At 40.1% G+C, this 12,639-nt stretch carries 15 protein-coding genes; 4 read left to right on the plus strand and 11 right to left on the minus strand.

All coding sequences use genetic code 11. The annotated features are described in order from the left end of the window. Nucleotides 1-41 precede the first annotated feature (41 nt). The 9 genes from NG55_RS02165 to NG55_RS02205 form a co-directional block, all read right to left on the minus strand. Entirely contained in the window at nucleotides 42-503 is a 462-nt protein-coding gene (locus NG55_RS02165; RefSeq protein ID WP_065342182.1) for a hypothetical protein, read from the minus strand. Between the two features lie 143 nt (nucleotides 504-646). Beyond that, nucleotides 647-1,198 (minus strand): DUF2799 domain-containing protein, encoded by a 552-nt coding sequence (locus NG55_RS02170; RefSeq protein ID WP_023269538.1) that lies wholly within the window; start codon nucleotides 1,196-1,198, stop codon nucleotides 647-649. A gap of 43 nt (nucleotides 1,199-1,241) precedes the next feature. Then, complete coding sequence (locus tag NG55_RS02175) at nucleotides 1,242-1,676, minus strand: 2-amino-4-hydroxy-6-hydroxymethyldihydropteridine diphosphokinase (protein WP_016539819.1); 435 nt, start codon at nucleotides 1,674-1,676, stop codon at nucleotides 1,242-1,244. Then, nucleotides 1,633-2,013, minus strand: coding sequence for a dihydroneopterin aldolase (gene folB / locus NG55_RS02180; protein ID WP_016539818.1), 381 nt, complete (start codon nucleotides 2,011-2,013; stop codon nucleotides 1,633-1,635). Before folB ends, NG55_RS02175 begins: the two co-directional genes overlap by 44 nt. 26 nt (nucleotides 2,014-2,039) lie before the next feature. After that, nucleotides 2,040-3,338 (minus strand): ABC1 kinase family protein, encoded by a 1,299-nt coding sequence (locus NG55_RS02185; protein WP_065342183.1) that lies wholly within the window; start codon nucleotides 3,336-3,338, stop codon nucleotides 2,040-2,042. A gap of 56 nt (nucleotides 3,339-3,394) precedes the next feature. Then, nucleotides 3,395-4,201 carry a HesA/MoeB/ThiF family protein gene (locus NG55_RS02190; RefSeq protein ID WP_407638665.1) on the minus strand — a complete coding sequence of 269 codons (807 nt, stop codon included), beginning with the start codon at nucleotides 4,199-4,201 and terminating at the stop codon, nucleotides 3,395-3,397. Between the two features lie 299 nt (nucleotides 4,202-4,500). Further along, nucleotides 4,501-4,944 (minus strand): hypothetical protein, encoded by a 444-nt coding sequence (locus NG55_RS02195; protein WP_065342185.1) that lies wholly within the window; start codon nucleotides 4,942-4,944, stop codon nucleotides 4,501-4,503. Nucleotides 4,945-5,001: 57 nt separating this feature from the next. Beyond that, nucleotides 5,002-6,033, minus strand: coding sequence for a lipase secretion chaperone (locus NG55_RS02200; RefSeq protein ID WP_065342694.1), 1,032 nt, complete (start codon nucleotides 6,031-6,033; stop codon nucleotides 5,002-5,004). 84 nt (nucleotides 6,034-6,117) lie between these two features. Next, a complete protein-coding gene (locus tag NG55_RS02205; protein ID WP_016539814.1) occupies nucleotides 6,118-7,134 on the minus strand; it encodes a lipase family alpha/beta hydrolase in 1,017 nt (338 codons plus the stop codon). Between the two features lie 278 nt (nucleotides 7,135-7,412). Here NG55_RS02205 and NG55_RS02210 point away from each other — a divergent pair, with 278 nt between their 5' ends. Further along, nucleotides 7,413-8,432 (plus strand): AraC family transcriptional regulator, encoded by a 1,020-nt coding sequence (locus tag NG55_RS02210; protein ID WP_065342186.1) that lies wholly within the window; start codon nucleotides 7,413-7,415, stop codon nucleotides 8,430-8,432. A 56-nt stretch (nucleotides 8,433-8,488) separates the two neighbouring features. Further along, a complete protein-coding gene (locus tag NG55_RS02215; RefSeq protein WP_065342187.1) occupies nucleotides 8,489-9,064 on the plus strand; it encodes a flavin reductase family protein in 576 nt (191 codons plus the stop codon). A gap of 42 nt (nucleotides 9,065-9,106) precedes the next feature. Here the strand turns inward: NG55_RS02215 and NG55_RS02220 are convergent, their stop codons facing one another. Then, nucleotides 9,107-9,676, minus strand: a complete 570-nt coding sequence (locus NG55_RS02220) for a hypothetical protein (RefSeq protein WP_016539811.1) — start codon at nucleotides 9,674-9,676, stop codon at nucleotides 9,107-9,109. 149 nt (nucleotides 9,677-9,825) lie between these two features. Then, nucleotides 9,826-10,596, minus strand: coding sequence for a 3-hydroxyacyl-CoA dehydrogenase (locus tag NG55_RS02225; protein WP_065342188.1), 771 nt, complete (start codon nucleotides 10,594-10,596; stop codon nucleotides 9,826-9,828). Between the two features lie 143 nt (nucleotides 10,597-10,739). Between NG55_RS02225 and NG55_RS02230 the strand changes: the two genes are divergently transcribed. Further along, nucleotides 10,740-11,798 (plus strand): AraC family transcriptional regulator, encoded by a 1,059-nt coding sequence (locus NG55_RS02230; protein ID WP_065342189.1) that lies wholly within the window; start codon nucleotides 10,740-10,742, stop codon nucleotides 11,796-11,798. A 15-nt stretch (nucleotides 11,799-11,813) separates the two neighbouring features. After that, nucleotides 11,814-12,446, plus strand: a complete 633-nt coding sequence (locus NG55_RS02235) for an FMN-binding negative transcriptional regulator (RefSeq protein WP_065342190.1) — start codon at nucleotides 11,814-11,816, stop codon at nucleotides 12,444-12,446. Nucleotides 12,447-12,639: the final 193 nt, after the last annotated feature.

A 12,639-nucleotide genomic window follows, 5' to 3' on the forward strand; every position in this document is an offset into this window, starting at 1 on the left:
CGAAAGCTAATTCCCTTTTGATTTAGCTTACATCATCAAAATTAACGAAACACAATTTTACCTTTATCGGTCGAATAACGGTCACTCCAAAAGCTTTGCGACTGCTTGTCCAAATCGGTAAAAATAGTGTAATCAATTTTACCTTGTCTAAAACTCAATTGGTCATTCTTCTTCACCGCAATAACACGCGTATCATTCACCCAAACTCGCTGTTGCTGATCAATTTTAATTACAGCCAAAGCCGTGCCATCTGATCTTTCTGCAATCCACTGCGGTTGCTGTGTTATTGATGCACTCGGACTTGCTACATCTACCGTTTGCTCGACAAAACCCGCCTTGCTATTTTCCGCTTTGCTTTTGCTAATATCGCAACCTTGTGCTTCACTGACTTGAGTACAACCTGATTGTTCTAATTGTTGTCTATATTTGGCATCAATTGCATAGGCTGAGTTCATGCTGCCACAGAGAATAATCCCTAGAGCAATAAGTAACTTGGCTTGCATAAATAATTCCTTCATTATTCGCTTGTTATCTATTTAAACATCCCTGTATACGGGCGTATGTAACTCAAATGTGTTTCGTCACAAACAAAAATCCATGGATTGCAACCATGGATTTTTTTCATCAGATGTTAAAACTGAACGGTTCAATATAAACCATGTTCTGCCTTAAAACGCTCTAGATCTCTGACAGCTTGATGATAACGTGACTGTACCCAACTGCTATTGATGCGTAGATCGTATAAACTTTTTTTATACTCTTCCCGAACTTTGGTCGGCAGATCTTTACGCTCCAGCTCTTTTAAATAACGGTTCATATCATTTTGGGAGCGATTAAACTCTGAATCTGCCTGATAGTATTCATAGGCGACCTGATAGTAACTACGCAAGGATTCACGCTTTTCAATTGGGCAAACGCGTATATCACCACGACCTTCTAAAGCCTCATTAAAGATATTTTCTGGTCGACAATAATAGCCCAAGCCTTTTTGATAACCTTGTTCATACAGCTTTTGATTCGGCACAATATTGGCTTTTTGGCAGGAAGAATAATATTTATCTAAGCGTGAATCACGTCCTTCTGAACCATCTTTTTCACCTACATTGAACCAATTTGCTGTTTTACATTGCTCGACACTCATGGTCGCACAGCCCGAAAGTAAAACCGTTAAAGTTGATAAAAGTAAAACTATTTTCATCAAGAATTCTTCCTAATTATTATCGCATTAGCCACTCAAACAATTACATTGTAATGACAGGATAATGCATACTTTGAAGATAAGTTAAATCTGCATGCTGCCATAAATCATATAAAGGAATTTTGACATCCAAAGCCAATGGTAGCTTTTTGGGATTAAATTGCATACGGTCTAAAGTTTCACCCCATGCAATCACATCAATATCCAAACTGATCTGATGCGATGGGCGAACCCGACCAGATTGCGCTTCTAGTTTTTTCAGGATTTCAGTCACCTCATCAACACTGAGTCGGCTTTTTAATAAACAGGCTGAATTCCAATAATCAGCACCAATTCCATCCCGACATGGAATTTCATAAATTGGAGAAAATTCCACTGTGCCTAAACCTGCGATTTGTTGATAAGCAAAAGTGAAATTCTGTTGTTGCTTGAGATTACTCGCCAGTGCGAGCGCAAAAATTGTTTCTGTTGCGTTCAAGGCGAATTCCTACTGCATTGGCTTGTGCAATGATGGCGGGTTTGCGAATGGTGATACTGATCGATTCAATCGAGGGAAAGGTGGTAAATAGACATTCAAGTACCAATTGTGCTGCATGCTCAATTAGTTTGGGTTTGGCTTGTTGAATCACCTGTGCTGCAAGCTCACAGATTTGCGCATAGTTGAGCGTATCTTCTAGCTCATCTGATTGTGCAGCTTGCGTTAGATCATTATGAATAGTGAGATCTAGCATTAAAGGTTGAATAATTTGGCGTTCCCAACTGAAACAACCAATGACAGTATCAACCTTCAACCCTTCAATTATAATGGCATCCATAATGACCTAATGAACCGATAAATAAATTAATGCTTTAAAAACGAAGCAGGTTCAATATTGTGAACCATTTTTAAACGTTGGTCAGCATAAATATCGGTATATGGTGCGAGAACACGCATGAAACGATCAAAATATAGCATTTGCTTGAATAACAAAGCGAAGTCACGCGGGAATTTGATACCGTGACGCTCACCGACAGCCACCATATCCATCATGATGTCATTCAAATCTGCTGGATTAGAACTCAGAATTTCTTGTGGATCTGCCAATAACACACCACTAAATAAACGTTCTAAATCATCAGCCAAGACTTGAGTATCAATTTTCTGATGGGTCATGCCCATTTTCAGCATGTTCTCAGCCATTGCGTTGTAATTGGTATGCTGTAAAGCATCCATAAACGCCATACATGCGGTCCAAACTTCCGGGTTTAACTGACCAACAATACCAAAATCAATAAAACCGATACGACCATCTTCCAGCAGCATCAAATTGCCAGCGTGTAAATCAGCATGGAAACTCTTACACAGCATTAAACTACCAAACCAAGTATTCATGGCTGTAATCAAGACTTGCGTCGGGTCTTTGGCATATTGTTTGACCACATCAAAGTCAGTCAATGACACGCCATATAAACGCTGCATGGTCAGCACACGGCGCGTTGAAAACTGGTGATAAACTTTTGGCGCAGTTGCCGCTTGGTTACCTGACACATTCAAGTACTGAATAAAGTCATCCAGATTCTGAGCTTCTTCAATAAAATCAACTTCACGAACCATCCGTGTTTTGATCTCATCTACGATTTCAGACAACGAGGCAAACTTGATTTTTGGAACAGCTCTTTCAAGCAACTTTGTTGCCCAATGCACCACATTCAAGTCGGTATAAAGAATGGTTTCAACACCTGGCTTTTGCACCTTTAAAACCACATCTTCGCCCGTGACCAATCGAGCGGCGTGGACTTGTGCAATTGAAGCCGAAGCCAAAGGCTTTTCATCAATAAAACTGAAAATTTCATTGAGATTGCGCCCTTCAAACTCTTCTGCCAAAACTTTTTGGATATAGCTAAATGGTAAGGTTGGCGTTTGATCTAAACAACCTTGGAATTCCTGAACGTATTCACGTGGGAATAAAGACGGCGTACTGGCAATAAATTGCCCCAGTTTGATATAAGTCGAACCAAGCGACTCAAAGGTCTCACGCATCAGTTTGGCGTTGCTTGGTTTTTCAGTTGCATACCTCACACCTGCTTGTGCTGCAACCACCACTGTTTCACCAATACGTGCAACAGAGCGTAATCCATCGAATAAAATATTTCTTTTCATAATCTTTCTTGCCTCACAGATGGCATTAGTTTAGCAAATTTTGCTCAATTTACCGATCAAGTTGCCTGACAAACAGGACAATTTATATCTTTTTCAAATTTAAGAATACGTTGCGTTAAATTTAAGCCATTCCAAAGCAATAGTTTTTGCTTGAGTGGGGTCAAACCTAAGCCTAAAAACAGTAAAGTGTGATGTGCTTGTAATGACGCTATCATTACAGGAGTGGTAGCTAATACACCCGACTCCGCACAACGTAGCCCTTCATTGGCATGATCTTCTTTCGGAAATAAACATTCATAACAGGCTGAATCAGCATCCACCATAAACATCTGCCCTTCAAAACCTATTGCTGACGCACTAATCAGAGGTACTTGATGTTTTCTACATACTGCATTAACCAGATAACGGGTGGCAAAGTTATCACAGCCATCTAAGACTACATCTTGATGCTGTACGAGTTCATCAGCATTCGTTTCATCGAATCGTATATTTTGATAACTGACCTGTATATGCGGATTAATGTCTTTTAGATGCTTTGCCAGTATTTCTGCTTTGTATCGACCTAAATCTTTTGTCGTAAAGGCAATTTGTCTTTGCAGATTACTCATTTCAATGATATCGGCATCGACAATGGTAATTTTACCTACACCTGCACGTGCTAACAGCTCAGCACTGGTACAGCCGATACCGCCTGCGCCGATTATTAGCACATTGGCAAGTTTTAGTTTTTCTTGTGCTTCGATATCCCAACCATCTAATAAAATCTGACGACTATAGAGATGCATTTCCTCATTACTTAGCTCAAATTCGTTTTCTAAATGGTCTGACACGGGACTTACTTCTTTATCATCAAGAGTGTTCATGATTTTAAGTCGATGTAGGTTCTGAGGAAAGTAATAAATTAGAACCAACACTGTTTTCTTTTGACAAAAAGCTATTTTTACCCCAGTATTTTTCTTACTCTTTAACAGTTTAATAAAATCAATAAGTTACTACATCAGTTAGAAATTTTGGGTATTAAAGCCTTTTTGAGTATAACTTCATGTTTTAGCTTATGTTATTTTCATTATTTTATAGTTCATGACGGCATACGTCATTTAGAAAAGTGCGCAAAGACGGAAAGATCATCAAAGAATGTTCATGACGGCATACGTCACATAAATTAATGTTCTAACTGGAGATAAGATTTAAACTGAAAACCACGATGTACCAAAGAATTGAAAGAAATAGGAAATCGAATTCTTGCAGTTTGTAATACTTGAAGAACCCACGTTTTTTCGGCTAAAAATTCAAATAAGATCTTATCACCACATATCCTCGGGCCAGTAAAGATATCTGTCTGATAAACCAACCCTATCCACAATGACTCCAACAAGCTATTTTTATCCAGATCGACTAACGCCAAAGTTAAAGTTTCCTCAAAGATACAATCATGAGTAAGGAAAAGCAGATAGCAGTGAGAATATACACAAACCACACCTTCTAACACTTTACCCTCAACCACAACCCCTGTCTTTTTTCCCTTAATCACGACTTCCGACTGGGGCAAACTCTTATCTGTCATATCTTGGATCAATGCTAAACCAATATAATCAGCCACATACATATTCAAACTTACCTAATAAAATTATTACTGATTATATTTACATCTATTCCTTTTGCCCTACTTCCGATCATGCATCATTTCATATGACTGCGCTCTTAATAAATCCTCTTTAGTTCCAAAGGATTGATTACGCAACTGATCAATTGCCTGCTGTTTACTGGCATCCGTGGCATCACTCTTTAAAATCTGGTCACGTGCTGCCAAGTAACCATTGACCTGTGTTTGCCATCCTGCTTCTTCTTGATCAACTTTCTCTAAACGATCCGCCGCTTCTGGCCCTAGTAAACTTTCACGCATATTCCGTAGCTCTTGAGCAGAACCACCCTTTTCCCGCACCTCTTGGGTTAATTGCTGCAATTCAGCAAATTGCATCGAAACCCGAACGCCATCCGCCAGTGTGCTCGGAAGTTGATCAATCAGTTTCGCCAATTCAGCTGCCTTTTGCTGAGCGTTCAGGGTTTTATTGGCATGGATACGCATTTGATCAATATTAAACTGATTCAGATTACGTTCATTGCCAAATAAGGCATTGATCTCAGCTGCATTAAAAAACTGCTGCTGTACTTTATACATCTGATCAATCACTTTCTGAAAGCCTTCAATATCACCCGTCTTAAAGTTGCCCGTTGGTTTTATATTTTTTAAGGCATGGGTATAGGCCACATATTGATCTAACAGATAACTTGCATAACTCGAAGCTGTGTCAGGTAAAGTCGCAGTGAGATACTGTCGAATATCGGCAATCAGTTCAGTTTCAGTTTTTTCACCTAAACTGGAAAAGAAATAGTCGAAACAGCTACGAATACCGACCGTCAAAATTAATTTACCGTTGGCATCGACCTGAATTGGACAATCAATTTCTGTACCGCGTAATGAAGCAGCCAATTCTGGCATTTTGCCTTTTTGATTATTTTGCTGGCCAGCTTCAAAACCATTGCCTATAAGCTGTGATTGAGCCTGTTGGCTTGGCTCATGTGGCGTATTTTGAGCATCTGGTTTAAATATCCAGTAGATTAAAGCCAACAAGAGCAATAAACATACAATCAAAACTAAGCTAATGGTTTTATTATTTAAAAATTTACCGTTCATCATCCCTTGCTCTATTTATCATTCTTTCTTTGTTTGAACCGTTAAACATGACAGGAGCAACGGATTGCTCCTGTCATCAATGAATTATAAGCCTAGATTTTTCAGACGATTTGCCTGAGTCCGATAAGGGGTGACTGGATTTTGTAAGAATCCAACTAAACCGAGGATCTGATTCACCTCATCCAAATGATTAAATGCGTAATTGTCACGAATCACAGTACCCAAATGGCTCGAACAACGCGGCACTAAGCCATCATTTTCCCCTGAAATCAGTAACGATGTTGCAGTTAATGCATAGTCCATCGGATCTAATGCATTGGTAAATGGACTGGTTCCACTCCAAGAATAATAACGTACACCATTGACCAGTTCAGTACCCGAACCACATGCTGTGGTTGGTACACCTGCTGGAAAACGTTGGTTAAAGTTGGCTGAACCGCTAGTGGTTAATGAATTTAAGCCCGCCAGTGCATCTTGATCATAATAATGTCCTGAACCAATCCCCACTAGCGAGAAGAAGGCATTCACCCCTGCTGCGATTACAGGTGCCAAGACTGGCCCCGCAGGTGATTTAACCACTGAATCGACTACATCAGCCACATCAGATCCTTTGGTAGGCCCACCGACTGCTGTGACTGACGCAACTTTGTTTGGCAACAAACTCGCGACATAACGAACTGATTGAGAGCCATGACTATGGCCAATCAAATTAATTTTCTCTGCACCTGTAATCGCTAACACTTGTTTTGCCTGTAGCAATAATTGCTCACCACGTGCTTCCGAAGAATTAAACGAGGCTTGCTGTGCAACAAATACATTTGCACCATTACCGACCAAGTCTTCAGTAATTCCGTTCCAGTATTGCAAAGGACCTACGGCTGAGAAACCTGCCATCCCATGCGCCAAGAGAATTGGATACTTGGTTTTCGCATAACTTGATGTAACACTGGTGCTACCGCCGACTGAACAAGAGTTCACATTACAGTTTTGCCATGATGCCTTGGGTGCAAAAAAATCAAACAAACCTGCGTGTACCACAGATCCGCTGCTCACCACCATGCCTGCCATCAGCGCCATGACATTTAAATATTTTTTCTTCACGTTTTGCTCCTAGCATTTTTCATTTTTATTACAACGATTTAGTCTTTTTCTTCGTATCTGGAATCATTCCGAGCATACAAACGACTGGCAAAATTATACTCCTTGGAAATTTTGTGTGATTTTTAGACTAAAACAAACTGTGCCAAAATCATAACAATTCGTGCCAAAATTACGCTAGATTGAATAAATTCCGATGAATGCACATTTCCAAATCATACTCACTGCTTTAAGTTCTGAATAAACTGGATCTGCTTTTAAAATGGAATTTGCTGCGCACTATGAGTATTCCCCGTCTTCAAAATCAGCACTTTATTAGTAGCTCGTATGCTCACCTACTGAGTGAGGTGGTATCACGATGGGATATTGCTGCTGAAACCTTATTTTGGGGTACTGGTGTTGAGATCGAAAAGTTGCATGAGCTAAGTTATAAAATTAGTTTAAATGCCTTTAAAAAAGTGATTGCACGAACGATTGAACTGACACAGGAACAAGGCATCGGTTTTTATGCAGGCACGCAGTTAAAAATCAGCTCACATGGCTTACTTGGTTTTACCGTTGCCATTTCCAAAAATGCCTTGGAGGCGATTGAAACCATCAATCAATTTGCCAGTTTGCAATGCTCATTTGTTGCATTCAACTTCAAAGTTGAAGATCAAACTGCCTATTACAGTATTACCTATGACAGTTCCCTGCTGAATTTTAATGATGAATTAGATACTCAAGCCTATGAATTTAGCTGTATTTTCTTTCTAACAGGTTTTGTCCATTTGGTTCGATTCTTCATTCCAGACTTTAAACCCAGCATTGATCTGCAATGTAAACGCCCTGACTATTTCGCTCGTTTTAGCGATATCCTAACTTCCAGCTTTGCTGAAATACGTTATCAACAACCCAACACCCGCTTAATCACACCCGCAACCTTTTTAAATGCACCTTTAAGTATGGCTGATCCGCTTAGCGCAGAAAAATTTAAAGCCTTGTGCCAAAAAGAGCTAGATGAACTGGTTGCCACTCAGGATATTTTACAGCGGATTAAATATCTGATTGACGATAAGACCGAAGGTTTACTCAGTATTGAACAAGTGGCACAAAAGTTGAACCTGACCAAACGGACTTTGCAACGCATGCTGCAAGAAAAAGCCGTCAGTTTTCAAACACTCTATGAGGACGTGCGCAAGGAAAAAGCCAAACAACTGATGCTAAATCCTTTTCTGACCAAAGATGAGTTGGCTAAAAAACTTGGTTACTCTTCCATTTCCAGTTTCAATCGTGCTTTTAAACGCTGGGAAATTGAATAAAATTTTACGAAAGTTTATGCAACAATAGGATGATGTTTCAACCTTTTGGATGTTATATGAATCACCCAGACATGAAGGCTGTTGAACTTTCCAAAGCCTATCGCCTACTCAATCATGGCCCGACGGTTTTAGTGTCTGCTCAATACGGACAAGAACGTAATGTCATGGCTGCGGCTTGGGCCTGTGCTTTAGAATTAACGCCTGCAAAGGTCACTGTAGTCTTGGATAAAAGTACCAAAACTCGTCAACTGGTAGAGCAAAGTGGTTATTTTGCCTTGCAAGTACCCTGCTATGCGCAACTTGATCTGGTGCATCAACTTGGAACCATCAGTCAGTTTGAGCATCCAAACAAATTAGAAGAGTGCAAAACTGAATTGTTTTACCAAGATGACTTTCCCGTCCCACTGGTGGCAGGTAGTCTGGCTTGGTTGATCTGTAAAGTGATTCCAGAACCGCACAATCAACAAGCGCATGATTTATTTATCGGTTCGGTGGTCGGTGCTTGGGCAGATTCACGCGTATTCCGCGATGGACATTGGCACTTTCAAGAAGCCAGCAAAGATTTGCGTAGCCTGCATTATATTGCAGGTGGGACATTTTATCTGATTGGTGAAGAAGTTAAGGCCAAATAATCTTGGATATCAGGCAAGGCCAAACAGGCTTTGCCTCTTTTACTAATCATTGATTTTCATCAACTCACGATATAAAAGATCCAAGAACTGCTGCTGTTCTTGGTCATTTTTAAAATAACGTTGATAAAGACCACTACAGCTTTGTACATCAGCAATATTGGCTTTATTAAATGACCAATCCTTTCGATCTTTGATACTGATGCCTAGATCATCATCACAACTCTGCCATAGCTGAGAAAATCTGGTTCGTTTATCTGCATCTAACTTCTTAAAATCGGCATACACAGAATAGCCGCGCATAGATGAATTAAAAAACTGCGAAATCATGGTAACTGGTACACCACCCCAATCGATGCTTTGACCAATGGGCAATCGAATATCGGTCAGTTTATTTTCTGACATAATCTGGTCTTGTTTGCCTTTTTTGAAGTACTGTTCCTTATAAACCAAGGTGGTTCCTGCTGGAACATGGATTTTTTTAACCAGCATCGGTTGTTGTGTAACGTAATACGGATAATTTGGTCTTGAGTTGCCACCTGTCGGGTTCATATTACCGACACAGCCTGTTAAGGTCAGTGCCAATGTCATGGATAAAAAAATCATGGGTTTCATCGGTCTGATCCTTCTTGTTAAATCATTTTTATTATTCTTCGACCTTAAATCGAAATTGCTCTAGAAACAATATTCAATAGCACAAACATCAAAGTATAAAAAACCGTTATGAAATGATCTCCATAACGGCGTTTGAATGAAAGCTCAACTTATTTTGGTGCCATACGGATTGCACCATCTAAACGAATCACTTCACCATTCAAATAGGAATTTTCAGCAATATGCGCGACTAAACGTGCAAACTCTTCTGGGCGACCTAAACGTGATGGATAAGGCACCATTTGTCCTAAGGCATCTTGCACATTCTGAGGCAAGCCTTTCAACATTGGCGTTTCCATAATCCCTGGGGCAATGGTCATAACACGAATTGCATGGCGGGCCAGTTCTCGAGCAATCGGTAAGGTCATCGCTACCACAGCCCCTTTTGATGCCGAATAAGCCGCTTGTCCAATCTGACCATCAAAGGCAGCCACTGAAGCAGTATTCACAATCACGCCACGATCTTCATCACCTTCTGCAACCGTGTTTTTACTCATGGCATCTGCTGCAAAACGCAACATATTGAATGTACCTGTGACATTGATATGCAAGGTTTTTGAGAACATGGCCAAATCATGTACGCCTTCTTTACCGACGACTTTTGCAGATGGACCAATGCCTGCACAGTTAATCAGGCCATATACGCTGCCATGTTTGGCCAATACAGCTTTAAAGAACTGTTCTGCTGCCGCTTCATCGGTCACATCTAGTTTTACAAATTCTGCTGCTGCGCCCAAGGTCTGTGCTTGTTGTTCGCCAGCTTCGATATTCATATCGACGAGTGTCACAGAAGCACCTTTTTCAACTAAATATTCTGCTGTTGCTGCACCTAGGCCTGAACCGCCACCTGTAATAACAAAATGTTTTCCCTGAATTTTCATTTACGTTTCCTAGCAAATTAAAGATATAAATTTTTATAACTAAGCCTAAAGGCAAGTTTTTTCCGATACAATTTCAAAAAGTAGCAAATTTGCTGCGGCTTTTGAGCATTCGATTTCATTCTTCTCCTGTATTTTATTGATATATGAACAAAAACCTCAACCTCGATCTTAATTCGGCTAAGGACACCATTTCAAATGCTTTAATTCGTGAAGCATTAAGTGTTGCTGCAAGTCGTGGTTTAAATATTGTCAATATCGCCAATCGAGCAGGTATTTCAGCAGAACTATTGACCTCGTCTAAGGCACGAGTGCCCGTGACACAATGTGCGCAGTTATGGGTCGAACTTGCAGAAAGTATGAATGATGAATTCTTGGGCATGGATCGCCATCCTATGCGCCGAGGCAGCTATAGCCTATTAGCAAAATTAGCGTTTAATGCCGAAACCCTTGAGCAAGCCATCCACGAAATTTTAAAATTCCTAAGTCTGCTACTGGATGATATTCGTGGTGAATTGGTACAACGTGGCACCAAGGCTTATCTGATCTTGCATGATCGTGAGCATCCAAAGCGCATGTTTACCTATTCAACTTATCTGATGCTGGTGCATAGTTTAATGTGCTGGTTGAGTGATCAACGGATTGGCTTCCATAAAATGAGTTTTCGATGCCACCCACCTGTGGAACTACAAGATTATCGAGTGCGTTTTTGCGAGAACATTCAATTTAATGCCGAGCAAAACCAAATCGAGTTTGACGCGCATTATCTCAAGCATAAAATCAAAAAAGATAAACAAGCGCTCAAAGATTTTCTCAAACACACGCCTTATAACCTGATAGTACGCTTTAAAAATGAGAACTCATTAAGCTTACAGATCCGCCGTCAACTGCTGCTACAACCACCATCACAATGGGATGAACTAAAAGAGATTGCACAGCAACTGAATATGTCGACTGCGACCATTCAACGTCGTTTAAAGCAAGAGGGCGTCAGTTATCAGCAGCTTAAAAATGATATTCGCTGTGATATCGCTATTGAACGACTCAGTAAAAGTAATGATTCAATTCAAACGATTAGTGATGATCTACATTTTCATGATCCGAGTGCATTTCATCGCGCCTTTAAAAAATGGACGGGAGTCAGTCCAGGCAGTTATAGAAAATCATCACCCAATAACAAAAAACTTTTGGGCCACTCAGAATAACTGAAGGAGTAAAGGATGTATTTACCTGAAATATTTGAAGAAACAGATCTTGAAAAACTATATCAATTGATTCAAGACTATCCTTTTGCGACTTTAATTAGTTATAGTGCGGAAGGTTTGGAGGCCAATCATTTGCCCTTTCATTTATTACGTGATAAGCAAAATCAAACAGCAACACTGGTTGCACATATTGCTAAAAATAATCCGCTGCATACCCAAATTGAAAGCGGCACAGAAGTTTTGATGATCTTTCAGGGTGAGCAAGCTTATATCTCACCGAATTGGTATCCAAGCAAACAACAACACCATCGACATGTCCCCACATGGAACTATCAAGTCGTCCATGTCAAAGGAAGCATCAATTTCCTGCATGACGAAAAATCTTTACGCGGTATCTTGGCCAGACTGACACGTACTCATGAAGCCAAACAAGCAACACCTTGGAAAATGTCAGATGCACCCAGCGAATATATTGCTCAGGAGCTGCAAGGTATTGTCGGGATCGAAATTCCGATTTCACAGATCACAGCTAAGTTTAAACTCAGCCAAAATCGGGAAAAGCCAGATGCTTTGGCCGTAGTGAATGGACTACAACAACAAGGTGAAAGCCGCTTAGCCAATGCAGTACAGCAATATATCAAGGAATAAGCTGAGGATATCACTATATTTTCAATAGCAGCCCAACGCAATAATCAACATTGTTGGTGAATAAAAACAATGTTTTGAGACTGATTTGATTTTTATCTATTATCATGATTTCTAAATCAAAATAACTCAGTTGGGATGCTCTGTGATACATGTAAAGATCGCTGATATTTGATTATACGGCGCTGATTTAGCT

Source organism: Acinetobacter gyllenbergii (genome assembly GCF_001682515.1).
Taxonomy (GTDB): domain Bacteria; phylum Pseudomonadota; class Gammaproteobacteria; order Pseudomonadales; family Moraxellaceae; genus Acinetobacter; species Acinetobacter gyllenbergii.